Here is a 19,527-nt window from a genome sequence, read left to right as displayed (position 1 = left end):
CAGAAACAGGGCCGAAGGGTGTGTGCCGCCGGCGCGATGGCATACTAAAAAAAATAATTTATTCTAGCACGCGAGGCCGGTTTTTTCACCAAAATAAACAAATGAAAGAAAACCGGCCTGATAATCGGGAAAAACGGACAAAGCCTGATGGCTGTCGGCTGTCGGCGCCTCATCGGCGCCGGTTTGGGATTTGCGCCGGACTGTGTTATAGTTGGATCATTCATAAGAGGTCGGCGATGTCATGAAAAACAAGAAAACTGAGCCATACCAGGGATTTGAGCAGGGGCCCATTCGGCCGCCCAGCGAGGCGGCCAGCCTGCTGATCCGGATCACGCGAAACTGCCCCTGGAACCGGTGCACCTTCTGCCCTGTTTACAAGGGGTCCCGTTTCTCCCTGCGGCCGGCGGAGCATGTCAAGGCCGACATCGACATGGTGCACAAGTATGTGTCCATGCTCCGGCAAGGTGCGGACGCCTCCGGCCGGCTGGATCGCCAGGGGTTGTCCGACCTGTCGGACCGGGTGGACCGCGATGAATATGCGGCCTTTAACGCGGCCCTGCACTGGACCAGCGGCGGCATGGAATCGGTTTTTCTTCAGGATGCCAACAGCCTGATTCTTCCGCCTGATGACCTGATCGACATTGTGAAACACCTGCACAGCCGGTTCCCCTGGATTCAGCGGGTCACCTCCTACGCCCGGTCCCATACGGTGCGCCGGATTCCCGAGGACAAGCTGGCCGAAATTCGTCAGGCCGGCCTGAACCGCATTCATATCGGCCTGGAATCCGGGTCAGACAAGGTGCTGGAGCTGGTTAAAAAAGGGGTGACCAAGGCCGACCATGTCGAAGCCGGTCAAAAGGTCAAGGCCGCCGGGTTCGAGCTGTCCGAATACGTGATGCCCGGCCTGGGCGGGGTGGCCCTGTCGACGGAACATGCCGCAGAATCGGCCGATGCCTTAAACCGGATCAACCCCGATTTTATCAGGCTGCGCACCCTGGCCGTGCCGCCGGGACTCCCCCTTCACGAGGAATACAGGACGGGCCGGTTTAAAAAGCTCACGGACGTGATGGTGGCAAAAGAGCTGCTGCTTTTTCTCGAATCCCTCGAAGGCGTTACCTCCATGGTTAAAAGCGATCATATCTTAAACCTGTTTGCCGAGGTGGAAGGCCGGTTGCCGGAAGAAAAGCAGGCCATGACCCGGCCCATTCGGGCGTTTCTGGATATGGCCCCGGAAGACCGGGTGGTCTACCAGATCGGTCGCCGGCTTTCCGTGTTCAACACGCTGGAAGAGATGAAGGACGACCGGCGCGCGGCCCGGGTGCGGAACCTGTGCGCGGAAAACAATATCACCCCGGACAATGTGGAGTCGGTCATCGAAGAAGCGATGAACCGGTTTATCTAAATGACGAAAAAAAACTGTTTGAAGGAGCACCGTGTCAACCGCGACTGGTGCAAGGAGTGCGGCATCTGTGTCCATTTCTGCCCCAGGGGGGTCCTGGTATTGGACGATCAATACAAGGCCGTGGCCCGGTACCCGGAAAAATGTATCTGCTGCAAGCTTTGCGAATTGCGGTGTCCGGATCTGGCCATTGAGGTGATAACGGAAAAGGTAGACCATGAGTGAAACAACCGCATTTATCCAGGGCAACGAGGTGTGCGGGCAGGCCGCGCTTTACGCGGGCGTTGCGTTTTTCGCGGGGTATCCCATCACCCCCTCCACCGAGATTGCCGAATTCATGGCCCGGGAGCTGCCGAAAAACAGGGGTACCTTCATTCAGATGGAGGATGAAATCGCCTCCCTGTGCGCCGTCATCGGGGCCTCGCTTACCGGCCGAAAGGCCATGACCGCCACCAGCGGACCCGGATTTTCCCTGATGCAGGAGGCCCTGGGGTATGCCGTCATGGCGGAAATTCCCTGCGTGATCGCCGACGTGCAACGGGGCGGCCCCTCCACGGGCCTGCCCACCCACGTGATGCAGGGCGATGTGATGCAGGCCCGGTGGGGCACCCACGGGGACCACGCCATTGTGGCCATGACCGCTTCCACCAACCAGGACCTGTTTGAGGTCACGGTGGCGGCCTTTAACATCGCCGAAACTTACCGCACCCCGGTGATTCTGCTGATGGACGAGGTGATCGGCCATACCCGGGAAAAGGTGACCATTCCGGCGCCCGGCGCCATTGAGGTCACCGAACGGCTGAGAACCGCGGTCAAGCAGGGCGTGGACTACCACCCCTACCTGCCCCGGGATGACGGCCGTCTGCCCATGTCCGATTTCGGGGATATGCACCGGTACAACGTCACCGGCCTGTTTCACGACATGTGGGGGTTCCCGTCCGGCGCCCCCCGGGTGGTCCATGGCCTTTTGCGCCACCTGGCCGACAAGATCAACAACAACGTGCATGAGATGGCCCGGTACAAGGAGTTCTACCTGGAAGATGCCGACCTGGTGCTGGTCTCCTACGGTTCGTCGGCCCGTTCGGCCCTTCACCTGGTTGAAAACCGGCGGCGCCGGGGCGAGCGCTACGGCCTGCTGGAACTCCAGACCCTGTGGCCTTTTCCCCACGCCGTTGTCCGGGAAAAGTGCGCCCGGGCACGGTACATCGCCGTGGTGGAGATGAACCTGGGCCAGCTGATTAAAGAGGTCCGCGAGGCGGTGGACCGGCCGGAGCGGGTCTACCTGGTCAACCGGGTGGACGGGGTCTTTATCACGCCCACCGACATTCGCAACATGATGCGGGTGATTCAGGGCAGGGGGGTCTGATCCATGGCCATTCAGGACTATCTGCGAAAACGGTTTTTTCCCCATATCTGGTGTCCCGGCTGCGGCCACGGCGTCGTGCTGAACGGCCTGTTGCATGCCATCGAAAACCTGGGGCTTGACAAGAGCGACATCGTCATGGTGTCGGGTATCGGGTGTTCGGCCCGTATCACCGGGTATGTGGACGTCCATTCACTGCACACCCTTCACGGCCGTGCGCTGGCATTTGCCACCGGCGTCAAGATGAGCCGGCCGGGGCTTTCCCTGATCGTGCCCATGGGCGACGGAGACGCCCTGGCCATCGGCGGTAACCACTTTATTCATGCCTGCCGCCGGAACATCGACATGACCGCCATTGTGATGAACAACCGGATTTACGGCATGACCGGCGGCCAGTACTCGCCCCTGTCCGGTGTCGGCACAAAGGCCACCACCGCGCCCTACACCACCATTGACCACGATTTTGACGTGGTGGAGCTCTCCACCGCCGCCGGCGCTACTTTTGTGGCCCGCACCACCACCTACCACATTCAGGAGATGACCTCCCTTATCGAAAAGGCCATTACCCACAAGGGGTTTTCCGTGGTGGAGATCTTTTCCCAGTGCCCCACCTATTTCGGTCGAAAGAATAAGGCCGGGGACGCAGTGGCCATGATGGAGACATATAAAAACAACACGGTGCGGCTGGGCGCAAAGGACGACGTGCCCGAATCCGGCAAGATCCGGCGGGGCATATTTGTAGAAAAAGAGCTGCCCGAGTATTGCGGTGAATATGAAAAAACCATTCAGGCGGCGGAAAAGAGGGCTAAGGCATGATGCGGACCCGATTCATATTTTCCGGCTCCGGGGGCCAGGGCGTGATTACGGCGGCGGTGATTCTCGGCGAGGCCGCGGCCATTTACGAAGGGCTCAACGCGGTCCAGGCCCAGTCTTACGGGCCCGAGGCCAGGGGCGGCGCGGCCCGGGCCGAGCTGATCATCTCGGACTACCCCATCAACTTTCCCCGGGTCAACAACGCCAATGTTCTGGTCTGCCTGACCCAGGCGGCCTATAACAAGTATTATGAGGCCATCCGGCCCGGCGGACTGCTGGTCACGGACAGCCGCCACGTAAAGACCTCAAAAAGTGTAGACGCCCGGCAGATCGAGCTGCCCCTGTTCCAGGCCGCCACCGAAACCGTTGGCAATCCTATCGTGCTCAACATCTGCATGGTGGGTGCCGTCACGGCCCTGACCGGAGTGGTGAAAAAGGCGTCGGTGGAAAAGGCCCTGGTCGCCCATGTGCCGGCCGATTACCTGGAACTCAACCAGCAGGCCTTTGCCCTGGGGTACGAACTTGGTGCACCCTACGCCATGTGACACTTATCCCGGTGTCGATAATACCGGCCTGTATCTTCACATTCCCTTTTGCGCAAAAAAGTGCCGGTACTGCGACTTTTTTTCCCTGGCCGCTCCGGACCGGATTTTCTCTTTTGTCAAGGCGCTGTTAAGGGAAATTCAGCTGTCAGGCCCCCTTGTTCCCGGCATGGTGGACACGGTCTACATCGGCGGCGGCACCCCTTCGCTGCTTTCCGCCGCTCAGGTTGATGTTGTGCTTTCCACGGTTCGGGACAATTTTCGCCTTTCCACCGATGCCGAGATCACCATGGAGGTCAACCCCGACTCGGCGACCCCCGCCTGGCTTGCGGCAGTCCGGCAGGCCGGCGTCAACCGGATCAACATCGGCATCCAGTCTTTCGATGATGCCAGGCTTGCCTTTCTGGGCCGGATTCATTCGGCCCGACAGGCCGAAGACGCCCTGGAAGCGTCCCGTCGGTGCGGGTTTGACAACATCGGCGCGGACATCATTTATGCGATTCCCGGCCAGACCCGACGGGACCTGGAAAAGGACCTGGACCGGACGCTTTCCTTTTCCCCCGACCACATCTCCTGTTATATGCTTACCTGTGAGCCGGGTACCCCCCTGGCCCGGGCACTTGAAAACCGTGAATTTGACCCGCTGCCGGACCGGCAGGCCGCCGACCTGTTTGACACGGTCAGCCGCTATCTGACCGGCCGCGGGTATCTTCACTACGAGATTTCCAATTTCGCCACAAGCCCGGACACCATGGCCCGGCACAACACCAAGTACTGGCGCCGGGTGCCTTATGTGGGCCTGGGCCCGTCGGCCCACTCTTATACCGGTACGCATCGCTGGTGGAACCACCGCGATCTTGACGCCTATGAGAAGGCCCTTCAGCAGGGCCGTCCGCCCCGGCAGGAGGCAGAAACCCTGACCCCGGCCCAGCAGATGCTGGAGGCGATCTACCTGGGCCTTCGCACAGCCGACGGCATTTTGATGGCCGCTTTTGAAGCGGAGTTCGGTGTCGACTTTTGCGCCTGTTTTGCGCAACCGCTTGCCCAATGCCGGGACCAGGGCCTGGTGGTGCTTTCTCGTGGCCGCTGCATGCCCACCCGCCGTGGCATGCGCTTTCACGAGACCGTGACGGCCCGGTTTGTCGGCCGGATTGACCTGCCTTGACAATTCGCTCGTCACCTATGTTATGGTACTATCAGTGACGAAGATGCAGTGAGGGTACGCAAACGGCCGGGCCTGTTTGCGGATGGAGGTGTGAATACGCTTTGCCCGGCAAAAGATCGGGGGAAAGGAACAGACAGATGCAGATGTCTCGAAGGGAGGTACTGGGAACCATCAGCGGAGTACTGGTGGGATCGGCCCTTACAGGGGTCAATATGGCATTTTCCAGGGAGGCGGCCGTACAAGACGGCTACTGGGTTCCACATAAGCTGGATGCCGAGCAGGCGGCGGCCTTTGCCTATGAAAATCATTTTTACAAGGGGTATGGGTGCTGCTACGGCGCTTTTCAGGGGATTGTCGGCATGATGGCCAGAAAATACGGCGCGCCCTACGACACATTTCCCATGCACATGATGGAGGTGGGCAAAAGCGGCATCTCTGAATGGGGCACCATCTGCGGCGCCCTGCTGGGAGCCGTATCAGCCTGGGCCCTTTTCTGGGGCCGGGCCGATCGGGATCCCATGGTTGATGAGCTGTTTACCTGGTATGAGCTGGCATCGCTGCCCGGCTATAAACCCAAAAAGGGGCTTGCTTTTGATGGTGACCTGCCTGCCTCGGTGCCGGCATCGGTGTTGTGTCACCCTTCGGTGAGCAAATGGTGCTACGAGCACGGCATCGACATGAACAGCAAGCAGCGATCAGAACGGTGCGCCAGAGTGACCGGTACGGTGACCCACCGGGCCGTTGCCATCATGAATGCCAAGATTGATAAAGCCGGGTTTGCCGTCCTGGGCCCCGGCGCGTCACGGACCGCCTGCGGTGCCTGTCACAGCCCTGACGGAGAGAGCGATATTTTGAAGGGCAAGATGGAGTGCAAGGCCTGTCATTCAGGCGCCCTTGCGGATGTGTTTAACGACCATCCTTAACCCGGATATTGTATGAAACATTTAGCCCGGATATTTCATGAAATTTTTCGACATGGATGAATAGCCACATCCAACACAGCCTGTTGCGATAATAATCAGACGGTTTTGCAAAATACAAACTGTCAAAGACGACGAAAGACATACGACGTAAAACCATACGAACAGGGAGGTGCGTCATGAAACCAGCCGGTCGGGCCGCTTGTGTGCTGCTTGTTGTCCTTGTCACCGGACTGGGTCTTTTCGCGGGGCCCGGTGTCGGGCAGGAGGTGCAATCCACTGATATCAGCCAGGGCACGGCGGTGTCACCGTCAGGCAACTGGCTCCGGACAACCGTTTTCCCCGGTGTCACCTGGACATCCCTGCTGCTGTCCGCCTTGCTGATCGGCCTGGTGGTGGCAGTCGAACGGCTGCTGCGGTGGCTGGTCTGGTATCGGGTCAGGCGCCGGGCCGAACAGGAAGGCCGAGCCCCGGCGGCCATCTTTTTTCTCGACGCACTATCCGCCCCTTTTTCCGTGGCCTTTCTGGCGTACGGTATTTATCTTTCCCTCTGGCCGGTGTACGGGGCCTTTGAAACACCGGCGGGCAATGCCGTCCTTGATGCCTGCCATGGCGGTGCCCGGCTTGTCGCTTATGTGACGGCTGTCTGGTTTTTTGTCCGGCTGGTGGCCCTGATCGACGCCCGTCTCCAGCAGTGGGCCGCCTCCACGGAGAGCACTGTCGACGAACTGCTGGTGCCCCTTGTGGGCAAGACACTGCGGGTTCTCATCATCGTTCTGGGGGCCGTGTTCCTGGTCCAGAATATGACCGGCGTGAAGATCGGGCCGGTGCTGGCCTCCCTGGGTATCGGCGGTATTGCCGTGGCCCTGGCCGCCAAGGACTCCATTTCCAATTTTTTCGGCACCCTGACCATTGTTTTTGACAAGCCGTTTCACCCCGGGGACCGCATCGTCATCGAAGGCAACGACGGCGTGGTGGAGTTCGTGGGGTTCCGCAGCACGCGCATTCGAACCCTGACCGGTCACCTGCTGACCATTCCCAACGAAAAGATCATCAGCTCCTTTGTGGAAAACATCAGCCGGCGGCCCCACATTCGATGGCTTACCAATATCGGGATTCCCTATGATACGCGGCCGGAAAAGGTGGAACAGGCCGTGGCCATTATCAGGGAGATCCTGTCCGGTCACGAGGGCATGCGGGAAGATTTTCCGCCCCGGGCCTTTTTCAACAATTTTAATGACTGGAGCCTCAACATCATGGTGGTGGCCTGGTACCATCCCCCGGACTACTGGGCCTTTCAGGCATGGGTGGAGCGGACCTGCCTGGAGATCATGCGCCGGTTTGAGGCAGAGGGCATTGATTTTGCCTTTCCCTCCCGGACGGTTTATGTGGCCGGAGACGACAAGCGCCGGGTCACCCTGAACCTGCCGGACACCCCGGATCTGAAGAAAACGGAATAATTATCATTTTGCTCTTTTGAGCGTTTTTCATTATGATAAGGCATTCTCAATATGTCATGACAGGCTGGCCGGTTTGCCGCGGCCTGTCGTCTCTGCGTGAACGGCTTCCCTTGCAGTCCTTCCGGGCCTGCCGTCACGGTCACCCCAAACAAAGGAGGTCATAAGGTGAGCGATGAAACCAACAACAGATCGTGGAGTCCCTACCTGGCCGGTGCCTTGAGCGGCCTGGTGCTGATTCTGTCGGTCTGGGTTGCGGGAAAGTACTTTGGCGCGTCCACTACCTTTGTGCGTTCGGTGGGAATGATCGAACAGACATTCCGGTCGGAAGCGGTGGCCACCATGGACTATTTTGTGAAGACCACCCCCAAGATCGACTGGCAGTGGACCTTTGTGGTGGGTATTCTGATCGGTTCCTTTATAGCGGCCATGGCATCCGGAACCTTTAAATTAAAGGCCGTTCCCCCCATGTGGGAATCGCGGTTCGGCGCCAGCCCGGCCAAGCGCGGGGTGGTGGCCTTCTGCGGCGGCATTGTCGCCATGTTCGGGGCTCGTCTGGCGGACGGGTGACCGAGCGGTCACGGGCTGAGCGGGTCGCTTCAGCTTTCTGTCAGCGGGTGGATCGCCCTGGCATGCTTTTTTGCCGGTGGCATCATCGTGGCACGCATACTTTACGGTAAAGGAGGTGCCCAATCATGAAACTCCTGATATATGGATTGATCACCGGCATTCTGTTCGGTTTTCTGCTTCAAAAAGCACGGGTGATCCGGTACGACAAGCAGCTGGGAGCCCTTCGGCTCCAGGACATGACCATTGTCAAATTCATGTTTTCCAGTGTGCTGGTGGGCATGGTGGGCATTTATCTTCTCAACGACCTGGGCCTGGTGAAACTCTCCATCAAGGGAACGGTTCTCGGGGCGCAGATTGTCGGCGGCCTGCTCTTCGGCATTGGCTGGGGTTTGCTGGGGTATTGCCCCGGGACCTCGGCCGGGGCTCTTGGCGAGGGCCGGTGGGACGCACTCTGGGGCATTGTTGGTATGCTGGTGGGGGCCGCCGTGTATGCCGAAGCCTATCCGGCACTGAAAAAGACGGTACTTACCTGGGGCGACCTGGGAAAAATAACGATTCCCGGCGTGCTCGGCATCAACCACTGGTTTGTCATCGTGCTGTGTATCGTGGGCGGCCTCCTGCTGTTCCGGTGGTTTGAAAAGAAGGGGTTGTGATGACCGGTCGTCCCGCCTGCACAGAAGAGGTGCCCAGTGACAACGCGACATAATGCGCGACGGTGCCTGGCGGCCGCGGTCCTGGTCCTGGCGCTGGTGATGCTGTCTGCCGTCCGGGGGAACACCCAGCCGCCGGCGGCGGACCCCGTGGCCGACAAGGCTCCGCCCGCCTCTCTGGCGGCCTCCATAGCGGCGTCTCTGGCCAGTGAAGAGCGCCTGGTGGAAGCCCTGCAAGCGGAAAAGCGTCAGGCCGACCAGTCGGCTTCTGTTTTTGCGGACCGGCTGGACGCCTACCGGACCCAGCATGCCGTGTATGCCAACATGCTGGCCCTTCACACGGTGTCCGCCACGGACCTGGAGGCGGCCGGCCGTCATGTCCAGTCGTCCCTTGTGGAGATTCACGAACAGCAGGCCCGGGTAAGAAAGAACCTGGAAACGGTGGAACAGTATCGCTCCGGCATCAAAGATCAGGTGGCGGTCAACCAGGCCTACCTGGCGGAACTGACCGCCGGGTCTTCTAAGGGCAAGGATGCCGGGACCGTTGAGGCCATTCAACGGCTGATCGACCTGGTGAACCGGAAACAGGCCCTGCTGGAGGGGCTGCACCAGATTTATGCCACCCGTCTGACGGACCTGAAGACCATGGAGGGAATGCTGACCGCCCTTTCGGGAAAACTGGAAGGCCGGGTCCAGGAAGCCCGGAAGCGTGATTTTTTTTCCCGGTCCACAGGGTTTCCGATCCAGGGCGGATGGGAAGGTCTCCGTCAGGAGATGTCGCAAGTGGCCGATGTGGCACGGTCCCGGTTCTCCGTTACCTACCTGGTCGAAGAGGGCCCTCTGCTCTGGCGGTCGCTTCGCCAGGTGCTGGCCTACGGTGTGCTGCTGGTGCTGCTGGCGGCCATGGGAATGGCCCGGCTGGCCGCATTCCAGCGGCGGATTGATCAGGAAAAGGCGTTTGCGTCCTGTACCGCGTTTCAGGCGGTTCTTTATATGTTCTCCCGGTCGATGTGGCTGCTGCTGATCACGGCACTGTTGTTCCTGTACATGCAGGCCGGTGACTATCTACCTTCTCCGCTGATTGTTTTTATTTTTTCCCTGGCCCGTATCTTTCTGGTTACCCGGTGGGTGATGGATGCCGTTGACTGTGCCCAAAAGGGCGAAAAACCGCTGGCTCTGCCGGCCAGGGCGCGTCTTGTCCGCCGGGCATGCCAGGGTGTGCGGCTGTTCGGCGTCGTATACGCGACCTTGCTTTTTCTGGCGCCGGAAGCCGGGGGCCTTCTGTTCTTGACCCGCCTGCTGTTTGAAATCGGGGCACTGGTCTTTGCGCTTGTTTTCTGGCGCGGGCGCAAACAGATACCGGACCGGGAGGCGGCTTCAGCCGCTTCCGTTAAGCACCGGCTTTCGTTTGGGTGGGCGGTGAACGTGGTCTGCGTGGGCGGCCTGGCGCTGGAGCTGGCCGGCCACGGGCCCATTGCCCTTTACTGGTATATCTCCTGGGGAAGGACACTGGTCATTGCCCTGTGGGTGGGACTGGTTTACGCGGCCCTTGGCGAACTGCGCCGCGCTTACCAGGTGGACCCGGCAGCCAGCAATGAAACAGCTGAAGCCCAGGGATCCCCTGTGTGGTGGATACTTATCCGGCTGGGACAGGCGGCCCTGGTGGCGGCAAGCGTGGTGGCCCTGATTGTCGCCTGGGGCGGAGGCCAGGATGCGCTGATGGCCATGTTCGGCCTTCTTCATCATCCGTATGAGGTCGGTACCCTCTCTTTCAGGATCATCGGTTTTATTTATGCCGTGGTGGCCCTGTTTATCACCCACATGATCGCCGGGGCCTGGCGATACCTGTTTGAGCGCCGGGTCCTTCGGGGCAGCGGCATGACCCAGGGGGCGCAGGAGTCGGTGGTCACCATCACGATCTACATTGTCTGGGCCGTTGGTATCCTGGCCGCCCTTCATGTGGCCGGGTTCAACACCACCTCCCTGGCCGTGGTCCTGGGCGCCATCGGCATAGGCCTGGGGTTCGGTCTGCAGAACATTTTCAACAACTTTGTCAGCGGCCTGATCCTCCTGTTTGAACGGCCCATTCAGGTGGGTGACGACATCGAGGTGGACGGCACCTGGGCCACCGTGAAAAAGATCAATGTGCGCGCCACCATTGTGCAGACCTACGATAACGCTTCTTTGATCATTCCCAATGCCGAGCTGATCAGCAACCGGGTCATCAACTGGAGTTTTCAGGACAAGCGGTTGCGCAGAAAGGTTGCCGTGGGCGTGGCCTACGGCTCCGACGTGGAGCTGGTGCGCACCACCCTGCTGGAGGTGGCCGCCGGTATTCCCCGGGTGCTTAAAACACCGAAGCCGGATGTGGTGTTCAAGGATTTCGGAGACAGCTCGCTGGTTTTTCTGCTTCGCTTCTGGACCCACGTGGCCTATTTCTACGCGGTGGAGACCGAGGTCCGGTTCGCCATTGACCGGCTTTTCCGGGAACGGGGCATCACCATCGCCTTTCCCCAGGTGGATGTGCACCTTCATAGCGAGACGCCGCCCCCCTCGACCGACGACGAATAAAACCGGGGGGCAATCGAGACCATGGGAGGTTGTTTATGCTGCGGCTGCAGAAAAAAATGTCCAACAAGGCCGGGCTTTCGCCGGGCACCCTGGTCCATATCGGGGAGAAGAAGGCCGACAGGGTTCGCCTCTCTTTGATTTCCTATGACGGCGCCCGGCTCCAGGAAAAGGAGATCGGTTCCGTCGATGAGGTGCCCACCGAAAGAGACGGGAAGACCGTTACCTGGCTCAACGTGGACGGCCTGCACGATATCGCGGCCATTGAGGCCGTGGGCCGCTGTTTCGGCCTTCACCCCCTGGTGATGGAGGATATTGTCAACACCGGCCAGCGACCCAAGGCCGAAGACCATGATGCCTATCTCTATCTTGTCGTGCGCATGCTCTCCTATGACGTCGAGGCTCACCGGGTGGTTTCAGAACAGTTGAGCGTGGTCCTTGGAAACGGATACATTCTTTCGTTCCAGGAGCGGCGGGGAGATGTGTTTGAACCGGTGCGGGAGCGCATTCGAAAGGGCAAGGGCGCCCTGCGCAAGAGCGGGGCCGACTACCTGGCTTATGCGTTGCTGGACGCGGTGGTGGACCACTATTTTGTTATTCTGGAACATCTCAATGCCCGGGTGGAAGACCTGGAAGAGGAGCTGCTCGGCGACCCCTCTCCGGACACGCTCAAGGCGATTCATGCCATCAAGAAAGAGATTCTTGCGTTTCACCGGCAGGTCTGGCCCCTGCGTGACATGATGGTGCAGCTTAAAAAAGGAGAGTTTGTCCATATCAGCAAAGCCACCCGGCTTTTTTTTCAGGATGTGTCCGACCATACGGTGCGGGCACTGGAAACCGCTGAATCCCTGCGGGACAGCCTCAACAGCCTTCAGGACCTTTATCTGTCCATCCTGAGCAACCGCATGAACGCGGTGATGAAGGTGCTGACCATCATCGCCACCCTCTTTATTCCACTGACCTTTATCGCCGGCATCTACGGCATGAACTTTGTCCACATGCCCGAGCTCTCCTGGAAATGGGGGTATCCGGCGGTGTGGGCCGTGATGATCACCGTGGCCGCCGGCCTGCTGGTCTATTTCAAGAAGAACCGGTGGCTATGAATACAACCGGTGTTTGCGGTCGCCATTTACGGACAGTGAGCATTCGTCTGTTGACAAAATCAAAGGCGTACGGCATACTGAAATCTCCATGTAAATTCGGCCGGGGCCGGATGTTTCATGCCGGGGTCACCCGGACATCTTCATTCTTTTTCATACGGGATACTGCTCATGGATATGAAGCGCAATTATTATGAGGATGTCGAGATTTTTTCCTCGGGCGCGGTTGTTTTCTGGTTTGTGGTCCTGGGGTGTTTTCTGGCGGCCTTCCCTTTTCTGTGCAAGCACTACAATTACAACTACTACATCTATGTGGCCAACTACATCGCCATTCAGATTATCGTGGTGGTGGGCCTCAACATGCTGGTGGGATTTACCGGTCAGATATCCCTGGGCCATGCCGGTTTTTATGCCGTGGGGGCCTATGGCACCATCACCCTGATGACCGAGGCTCACCTGCCTTTTCTGGCGGCCCTGGTGCTTGCGGCCCTGATCGCGGGGCTGCTGGGGTTTCTGCTGGGCCTGCCCGCCCTTCGGCTGGAAGGGCCCTACCTGGCTATTGCCACCCTGGGCTTCGGCCTCACCATCACCCAGGTGATCGGCAAAATCGAGTTGCTGGGGGGGCGCCAGGGGCTTAACGCCCCGGACCTGGTGGTTTTCGGGCGCGAGCTCAAGACCGACCAGGATTTTTATTTTCTGGCGGTGCCCATTGCCGTGCTGCTGGTGCTGTTTGCCCGGAATGTGATCAAAACAAAGGTAGGCCGGGCCTTTATCGCCATTCGGGACGCCGACATCGCCGCCGAAACCATGGGCATCAACCTGGTGTTCTACAAGACCCTGGCCTTTGCCGTCAGCGCCTTTTACGCCGGCATTGCCGGCGGGCTGTACGCCTTTGTGCTGGGCTTTATCGACCCCGAGCTCTTCAGCCTGTTCCTTTCCATCATGTTTCTCACCATGGCCGTGGTGGGGGGCCTGGGGTCGATCATGGGTCCCATTGCCGGCGCCCTGGTGCTGGGCTGGGTGGACCTGGAGCTTCGCAATATCTTAAGCATTCCCTACCTTGGCGACTGGCTGCGGAGCCTCTCCTCCTCCTATTTTTCTTTGACCGGGGTCTCCAATATTCAGTTCATCGTCTTTGGGGTGATCCTGGTCAGTATCATGCTGTTTGAGCCGCTTGGTATTTACGGCATCTGGATACGAGCGAAAAAATACTGGAAAACATGGCCGTTTTAATTTGCGTTCCGCGGTAAAGGAGTTTTCATGGTCAACCTGGTTCAGATGATCGTCAGCGGCATCGCGGTGGGCAGTGCCTACGCGCTGATGGGCCTGGGCATGGTACTCATCTACAAGGCATCCGAGGTGCCCAATTTTGTCCAGGGCGAAATGGCCCTGGCGCCGGTGTTTATTTCCTATCTGCTGATGAATTCCTACGGGGCCCCGGTCTGGGCCGCCTTTGCCGGGGCACTGGCCTTTGCCATGGTGCTGGGCTGCATTCTGGAGTTTGCCGTTCTGCGCCGGGCCAAGGAGCCCAACGTGCTGGGCCTGATCATCATCACCATCGGCCTGGAGATGATCCTGCTGGGTCTGGTGTCGTGGAAATTCGGCGCGGACCAGAGATCCCTTCCCTTTCCCATTTCCAGCTACGACAGCGTGATGATCGGTAACATTTTTATCAGCACCCTGGATCTGCTGACACTGGTGGTGGCCCTGGTGATCATGACTATTCTTTTTCTTTTTTTCCGTTTTTCAAAGCTGGGCGTGGCCATGAAGGCCACTCAGCAGAACGAGACCGCGGCCCGGCTCATGGGCATTCGCACCAACCGGATCAAGATGGTCACCTGGGGCATATCGGCCATGGTGGGCTCGGTGGCCGGCCTCCTGGCCGCGCCGGTGATCATGGAGCCCTTCATGATGTGGGATCCCATGCTCAAGGGGTTTGCCGGCGCCGTTGTCGGGGGTATGACATCGCTTCCCGGCGCCGTGGTGGGCGCCTACCTGGTGGGGGTGATCGAGCACCTTTTCGGCGGCTACGTCTCCATTGAATTTAAATCGGTGGTGGCCTTTGTGGTCATCGTCATTGTTCTGTGTGTCAAGCCCAGCGGTCTGCTGGCAAAACACTATATTAAGAAGGTCTGATTTCAGACGCAACGCAGCAGTCAACAACAACTCTTTTAAAGAGGGAGGAAACCATGAAACGATTCGCAGCGATAATCATCATCAGCGCCGCACTGGCCCTGTGCTTCGGCACGGCCGGCATGTGCGAGGTCGGCGTGACCGATACCGAGATTCACATCGGCCAGTGGGGTCCCCAGACCGGCCCGGCCGCGCCCTGGGGCGCCGTGGCCCGGGGTACCGACGCCTACTTTAAAATGATCAATGCCGAAGGCGGCATTCACGGCCGCAAGCTGGTCCATCACTATTTTGACGATGCCTACAACCCGGCCAAGACCGTGGCCGGCGTCAAGCAGCTTCAGGAACAGGAGGGCATGTTCGCCTGGGTCAGCGGCGTGGGCACGGCCACGGGCCTGGCGGTCAAGGACTACCTGATGGAAAACAAGATTCCCTGGATCGGTCCGTCTGCCGGTTCCCGCCACTGGGTGGAGCCGCCCCAGAAATACCTGTTCAACGTTTATCCCTTCTACATGGGCGATGCCCAGCTCCTGTGCCAGTATGCCGTTGAAACCATGGGCAAGAAGAAAATTGCCATTGCCTTTCAGAATGACGACTACGGCAAGCAGGGCGTGGAAGGCGCTGAGTACCAGCTTAAAAAGGCGGGCCTGGAGCTGGCCGTCAAGGTGCCGGTCAACGTGGCTGATACCGACATGATTCCCCATGTCATGGAGCTGAAAAAAGCCGGGGCCGACGCGGTGCTGCTGTTTGTCACCCCTGGTCATGTGGCCCGCATCATCGGCACGGGCAAGGCCATGCAGTTTGAGCCCACCTGGATGTCCACCTCCACCTGCGGTGACTTTCCCCTGATGATGGCCATCACCAAGGGCCTTTGTAAGGGCCTGATCACGGCATCTTTCGGTCTTGCCGAACCCACGGGCCATGTGGGGGAAGTCCAGCTTCTTGATAATCCGGTTCAGAAAATGGTCGCCAAGTACAAGACCGATGCCTTTGACAAGTTCGCGGCCAAGGATGAACGGTACGGCTACACCTTTCTCGCGGGTATCGGCTTTGCCGAGCCCCTGGTGGAGGCCATCCGCCGCTGTGGAAAGGACCTGACCCGGGAGAAACTGGTCAAGGAACTGGAAAACATGAAGAACTTCAAGGGCGTCCTGGGCCGTATCAACTACAAGCCCTTTGACCCCAAGGACCCCCTCTGTCGCCTGGGCCAGGGAGAGGTCTTTCTCCAGGAGTGCACGGAAAACGGCGGATCCAAGATCCTGACCGACTGGGTAACAACCACCTACCTGCCGTCAAAGGCGGAATAAACAACAACCACCATGGCCGCCCCGGCTTCAGGGGCGGCCATGGTTTGTCGAAACAGACCGGGCAGGAACCCATGTTATGACATTTTTTTCCGTCTCTTCACTTTCCATGGTTTTCGGCGGCTTAAAGGCCCTGGACGACATCACCTTTGATGTGGCCCAGGGTGAGGTGTTTGCCATCATCGGCCCCAACGGCGCCGGGAAAACCACCCTGTTCAACTGCATCAACTGCATCTACCCCCCTTCTTCCGGTGCCGTGGTCTTCAAGGGGGTCAACCTGGTGGGAAAGAAGCCGGACCGGGTGGCCAGGGCCGGTATTGCCCGCACCTTTCAGAACATTGAGCTGTTCGACCGGATGAACACCATGGAAAACATCATGGTGGGCCGTCACCTCTTCATGAAGACAGGTCTTTTCCGGGGCGGATTCATGTGGGGCAAACGCTCCTTTGCCGGAAAAGAGGAGCAGGCCCACCGCCGAAAGGTGGAGGAGATTATCGACCTGCTGGAGCTTCAGGTGGTGCGAAACAGCTTTGTGGGGGCACTGCCCTATGGCACCCGCAAGAAGATCGAGCTGGGCCGGGCACTGGCCGCCGAGCCCGAGCTCCTGCTGCTCGACGAGCCCTGCGCCGGCATGAATGCCGAGGAAAAACAGGACATGGTGTTCTGGATCAAGGACATTCAGGACGAACTGGGCGTCACCATCCTGCTCATCGAACACGACATGTCCATGGTGATGGACATCTCCGATCGCATTCTGGCGTTGAATTTCGGCAAAACCATCACCATCGGCACCCCGGACCAGGTGCGGTGTCATCCGGAAGTGCTGAAGGCATACCTGGGAGAAGACGAGCAGGTGCAGGATGCCACATGCGACATTCAGGCAACCGATTCGGATGGAAAGGCTTAAGAGGACATGGGCGCACTGCTGGAAGTCAAAAACATCGAAACCTATTATGACCTGATTTACGCGGTCCGGGGCGTCTCCCTGTCCATAGAGGAGGGCAGTATCACCGCCATTCTGGGCAACAACGGCGCCGGAAAGTCCACCATCCTCAAAACCATCATGGGCCTGATCGACGATCAGCCGGACAAGGGCTCCATTGAGTTTGACGGCAGGCGCATCGACGGAAAGGACACCGAAGCCATCGTTCGCATGGGCATCTCCTACGTGCCCGAGGGACGGGAGGTGTTCGAGGAGTTGACGGTGCGGGAAAACCTTTTGATGGGGGCCTACACCCGGAAAAACAGAAAAGAGGTTGCCGGAGATTTCGACCGCGTGTACCGGTATTTTCCGGTACTCCAGCAGCGGCAGAACCAGTGGGCCGGCACCCTTTCCGGCGGTGAGCAGCAGATGCTGGCCATCGGCCGGGCCATGATGAGCCGTCCCCGGCTCCTGTTTCTCGACGAGCCCTCTCTGGGCCTGTCGCCGATTCTGGTTCAGGAGATATTCAGGATCATCACCGCGATTCACGCGGAAGGGGTCACGGTGCTGCTGGTGGAGCAGAACGCCCGCATGGCCCTCAAGATTTCCCATACGGCCATGATTCTGGAAAACGGCCGCTTCGTGTTAAAGGGTCCCAGCGCCGAGCTGATGGAGGACGAAAACGTCAAAGAGTTTTACATGGGGGTCCGGTCCCAGGATTCGGCAAAGGGCTATCAGCGGTGGAAACGAAAGAAGGTGTGGCGATAATGACGGAAATACTGGCACACGACGCCAACGGCAACGCACTGGCAACCACCACGCCGGCCCTGTTCAAGGAGACGGTGGCGAAAAAGGGCGATACCGTTGCCATGCGGAACAAAGATTTCGGCCTGTGGCACGACATCTCCTGGCAGGAATATTACGACACGGCCCGGGCCATCGCCTGCGCCCTGGTCGACATGGGACTTGAGAAAGGCGACCGGGTAGCCATCATCGGGGACAACTGCCCCGAGTGGGTCATGATCGACATGGGCATTCAGTGCGCCGGCGGCGTGGCCGTGGGCATCTACACCACCAACGCCTGGCAGGAGGTGGAGTATGTGATCAACCATGCCGAGGCCCGCTTCTTTTTTGTAGAGAACGAAGAGCAGCTGGACAAGTGGCTCTCCTTCCGGGAAAACGCGCCTTCCCTGAAAAAAGTCATCGTATGGGATACCAAGGGGCTGCGGGAGTTTTCCGATCCCATGGTCATGGCCTATGACCGGCTGGTGAAAGCCGGCCGGGCCATGGACACCGCTGTTGTGGATGCCCGCATGGCCGAACTTCGGCCGGAAGACCTCTGCGTGCTGATCTACACCTCCGGCACCACCGGCATGCCCAAGGGCGCCATGCTCACCCACGGCAACGTCACCTGGATGGCCCATGCCATCGAACAGCAGAATCGCATCGACAACAAGGACGAGGTGCTCTCCTTTCTGCCCCTGTGCCACATCTTTGAACGGCTTTTTTCCGTGTTTGCCCACATTCGCCACGGCTACGTCGTCAACTTTGTGGAAAAGCCGGACACGGTGATGGAGAACATGCAGGAAGTCTCGCCCACCGTGGGATACGCGGTGCCGCGAATCTGGGAAAAATATTACTCCGGCATCCGCATTCGCATGACCGACGCCACCTGGGTCAAGAAATTGGCGTTCAAAGCGGCCCTGGCAATCGGCCATAAACGGGCCACCCTGAAAATGAATTTCGAAAAGGTGCCGCTGTACCTGGAGGTGCTTTTTAACATCGGTTACTTTGCCGTGTTCCGGAAACTCAAAAAACGGCTGGGATTTGACCGGCTGCGGGTGGCCTATTCCGGCGCGGCCCCGATTTCGCCGGAGATGCTCCGGGCCTACCAGGCCATCGGGGTGCGGCTGATTGAAGGCTACGGCCAGACCGAAGGCACCGGCGTCACCTGCACGTCCCAGCTGGAGCGGGTCAAGTTCGGCACCGTGGGCCGGCCCCTGCCCGGCTGCCAGGTGCGTATCGCTGAGGACGGCGAGATCCTGGTCAAGTCCCCGGGCGTGTTTGTGGGCTATTTCAAGGATGAAAAAGCCACACAGGAGGCCTTGCAGGACGGATGGCTCTACTCCGGCGACGTGGGCGTGCTTGACAGCGACGGCTTTCTGAAAATCACGGACCGGAAAAAAGACATCATCATCACCGCCGGCGGCAAGAACATCACCCCCCAGTATATCGAAAACAAACTCAAGGCCAGCCCCTACATCAATGATGCCGTGGTCATCGGGGACCGGCGCAAGTACCTTACCTCCCTGATCATGCTGGACGAAGACAACGTGATGAAGTTTGCCCAGGACAACAAGATTCCCTTTTCCACTTACGGCGACTTGACCCAGAACAGCCAGATCAAGCAGCTGATCCAGCACGAGGTGGACGAGGTCAACAAGACCCTGGCCCGGGTGGAAAACATTCGCAAGTTTTCCATCATTCCCAAGAAGCTCTACCAGGAAGACGGCGAGGTGACCCCCACCATGAAGGTGAAGCGCAAAAAGGTGTACGAGGCGTTTTCCAACCTGATCGAGGCCATGTATTAAAGGACGGCGATTTGCGCGTCCTCAGGTTTGATG

The 19,527-nt window shown here is 59.0% G+C and carries 18 protein-coding genes; all 18 read left to right on the top strand.

Going from position 1 to position 19,527, the window contains the following annotated elements:
• Positions 1–241 precede the first annotated feature (241 nt).
• The 18 genes from DOLE_RS15555 (at position 242) to DOLE_RS15470 (ending at position 19,494) form a co-directional block, all read left to right on the top strand.
• Positions 242–1,402, top strand: coding sequence for a radical SAM protein (locus tag DOLE_RS15555; RefSeq protein ID WP_012176437.1), 1,161 nt, complete (start codon positions 242–244; stop codon positions 1,400–1,402).
• Positions 1,403–1,624, top strand: coding sequence for a 4Fe-4S dicluster domain-containing protein (locus DOLE_RS15550; protein ID WP_012176436.1), 222 nt, complete (start codon positions 1,403–1,405; stop codon positions 1,622–1,624).
• Complete coding sequence (locus tag DOLE_RS15545) at positions 1,617–2,765, top strand: 2-oxoacid:acceptor oxidoreductase subunit alpha (protein ID WP_012176435.1); 1,149 nt, start codon at positions 1,617–1,619, stop codon at positions 2,763–2,765. Before DOLE_RS15550 ends, DOLE_RS15545 begins: the two co-directional genes overlap by 8 nt.
• 3 nt (positions 2,766–2,768) lie before the next feature.
• Positions 2,769–3,578 (top strand): 2-oxoacid:ferredoxin oxidoreductase subunit beta, encoded by an 810-nt coding sequence (locus DOLE_RS15540; protein ID WP_012176434.1) that lies wholly within the window; start codon positions 2,769–2,771, stop codon positions 3,576–3,578.
• Positions 3,575–4,120, top strand: a complete 546-nt coding sequence (locus DOLE_RS15535; protein WP_012176433.1) for a 2-oxoacid:acceptor oxidoreductase family protein — start codon at positions 3,575–3,577, stop codon at positions 4,118–4,120. The genes DOLE_RS15540 and DOLE_RS15535 overlap by 4 nt, the downstream gene beginning before the upstream one ends.
• Positions 4,101–5,282 carry a radical SAM family heme chaperone HemW gene (gene hemW, locus DOLE_RS15530; protein ID WP_012176432.1) on the top strand — a complete coding sequence of 394 codons (1,182 nt, stop codon included), beginning with the start codon at positions 4,101–4,103 and terminating at the stop codon, positions 5,280–5,282. The genes DOLE_RS15535 and hemW overlap by 20 nt, the downstream gene beginning before the upstream one ends.
• Positions 5,283–5,419: 137 nt before the next feature.
• Positions 5,420–6,205: a split-Soret cytochrome c gene (locus tag DOLE_RS15525; protein ID WP_012176431.1), complete on the top strand. Its 786-nt coding sequence runs from the start codon at positions 5,420–5,422 to the stop codon at positions 6,203–6,205.
• Between the two features lie 176 nt (positions 6,206–6,381).
• Positions 6,382–7,662, top strand: a complete 1,281-nt coding sequence (locus DOLE_RS17655) for a mechanosensitive ion channel family protein (protein WP_012176430.1) — start codon at positions 6,382–6,384, stop codon at positions 7,660–7,662.
• A gap of 96 nt (positions 7,663–7,758) precedes the next feature.
• On the top strand, positions 7,759–8,358 hold the full coding sequence (locus DOLE_RS15515; RefSeq protein ID WP_332306749.1) for a YeeE/YedE thiosulfate transporter family protein: 600 nt from the start codon (positions 7,759–7,761) through the stop codon (positions 8,356–8,358).
• A complete protein-coding gene (locus tag DOLE_RS15510; protein WP_012176428.1) occupies positions 8,355–8,882 on the top strand; it encodes a DUF6691 family protein in 528 nt (175 codons plus the stop codon). Before DOLE_RS15515 ends, DOLE_RS15510 begins: the two co-directional genes overlap by 4 nt.
• 36 nt (positions 8,883–8,918) lie before the next feature.
• On the top strand, positions 8,919–11,450 hold the full coding sequence (locus tag DOLE_RS18640) for a mechanosensitive ion channel family protein (protein ID WP_012176427.1): 2,532 nt from the start codon (positions 8,919–8,921) through the stop codon (positions 11,448–11,450).
• 35 nt (positions 11,451–11,485) lie between these two features.
• Entirely contained in the window at positions 11,486–12,550 is a 1,065-nt protein-coding gene (gene corA, locus DOLE_RS15500; protein WP_012176426.1) for a magnesium/cobalt transporter CorA, read from the top strand.
• A 168-nt stretch (positions 12,551–12,718) separates the two neighbouring features.
• Positions 12,719–13,780 carry a branched-chain amino acid ABC transporter permease gene (locus DOLE_RS15495; protein WP_052294316.1) on the top strand — a complete coding sequence of 354 codons (1,062 nt, stop codon included), beginning with the start codon at positions 12,719–12,721 and terminating at the stop codon, positions 13,778–13,780.
• Between the two features lie 27 nt (positions 13,781–13,807).
• A complete protein-coding gene (locus DOLE_RS15490) occupies positions 13,808–14,683 on the top strand; it encodes a branched-chain amino acid ABC transporter permease (RefSeq protein ID WP_012176424.1) in 876 nt (291 codons plus the stop codon).
• A gap of 53 nt (positions 14,684–14,736) precedes the next feature.
• Positions 14,737–15,984, top strand: coding sequence for an ABC transporter substrate-binding protein (locus DOLE_RS15485; RefSeq protein ID WP_012176423.1), 1,248 nt, complete (start codon positions 14,737–14,739; stop codon positions 15,982–15,984).
• A gap of 76 nt (positions 15,985–16,060) precedes the next feature.
• The gene (locus DOLE_RS15480) at positions 16,061–16,888 is read left to right on the top strand and encodes an ABC transporter ATP-binding protein (RefSeq protein WP_012176422.1); all 828 of its coding nucleotides are present in this window, start codon (positions 16,061–16,063) and stop codon (positions 16,886–16,888) included.
• 6 nt (positions 16,889–16,894) lie between these two features.
• Positions 16,895–17,671, top strand: a complete 777-nt coding sequence (locus DOLE_RS15475; protein ID WP_012176421.1) for an ABC transporter ATP-binding protein — start codon at positions 16,895–16,897, stop codon at positions 17,669–17,671.
• Complete coding sequence (locus DOLE_RS15470; RefSeq protein WP_012176420.1) at positions 17,671–19,494, top strand: AMP-dependent synthetase/ligase; 1,824 nt, start codon at positions 17,671–17,673, stop codon at positions 19,492–19,494. Before DOLE_RS15475 ends, DOLE_RS15470 begins: the two co-directional genes overlap by 1 nt.
• Positions 19,495–19,527 lie beyond the last annotated feature (33 nt).

This window comes from Desulfosudis oleivorans Hxd3, from assembly GCF_000018405.1.
GTDB classification, from domain to species: Bacteria; Desulfobacterota; Desulfobacteria; order Desulfobacterales; family Desulfosudaceae; genus Desulfosudis; species Desulfosudis oleivorans.
The sequence above is the reverse complement of the archived record's forward strand: the minus strand, read 5'-3'. Positions and strand labels throughout refer to the sequence as shown.

Coding starts and splice junctions, on each gene's coding strand:
- DOLE_RS15535 (WP_012176433.1), top strand. CDS start 3,575: ATGATGCGGACCCGATTCATATTTTCCGGCTCCGGGGGCCAGGGCGTG.
- DOLE_RS15555 (WP_012176437.1), top strand. CDS start 242: ATGAAAAACAAGAAAACTGAGCCATACCAGGGATTTGAGCAGGGGCCC.
- DOLE_RS15525 (WP_012176431.1), top strand. CDS start 5,420: ATGCAGATGTCTCGAAGGGAGGTACTGGGAACCATCAGCGGAGTACTG.
- DOLE_RS17655 (WP_012176430.1), top strand. CDS start 6,382: ATGAAACCAGCCGGTCGGGCCGCTTGTGTGCTGCTTGTTGTCCTTGTC.
- DOLE_RS15550 (WP_012176436.1), top strand. CDS start 1,403: ATGACGAAAAAAAACTGTTTGAAGGAGCACCGTGTCAACCGCGACTGG.
- DOLE_RS15485 (WP_012176423.1), top strand. CDS start 14,737: ATGAAACGATTCGCAGCGATAATCATCATCAGCGCCGCACTGGCCCTG.
- DOLE_RS15480 (WP_012176422.1), top strand. CDS start 16,061: ATGACATTTTTTTCCGTCTCTTCACTTTCCATGGTTTTCGGCGGCTTA.
- corA (WP_012176426.1), top strand. CDS start 11,486: ATGCTGCGGCTGCAGAAAAAAATGTCCAACAAGGCCGGGCTTTCGCCG.
- DOLE_RS15540 (WP_012176434.1), top strand. CDS start 2,769: ATGGCCATTCAGGACTATCTGCGAAAACGGTTTTTTCCCCATATCTGG.
- DOLE_RS15495 (WP_052294316.1), top strand. CDS start 12,719: ATGGATATGAAGCGCAATTATTATGAGGATGTCGAGATTTTTTCCTCG.
- DOLE_RS15545 (WP_012176435.1), top strand. CDS start 1,617: ATGAGTGAAACAACCGCATTTATCCAGGGCAACGAGGTGTGCGGGCAG.
- DOLE_RS15490 (WP_012176424.1), top strand. CDS start 13,808: ATGGTCAACCTGGTTCAGATGATCGTCAGCGGCATCGCGGTGGGCAGT.
- DOLE_RS15475 (WP_012176421.1), top strand. CDS start 16,895: ATGGGCGCACTGCTGGAAGTCAAAAACATCGAAACCTATTATGACCTG.
- DOLE_RS15470 (WP_012176420.1), top strand. CDS start 17,671: ATGACGGAAATACTGGCACACGACGCCAACGGCAACGCACTGGCAACC.
- DOLE_RS15510 (WP_012176428.1), top strand. CDS start 8,355: ATGAAACTCCTGATATATGGATTGATCACCGGCATTCTGTTCGGTTTT.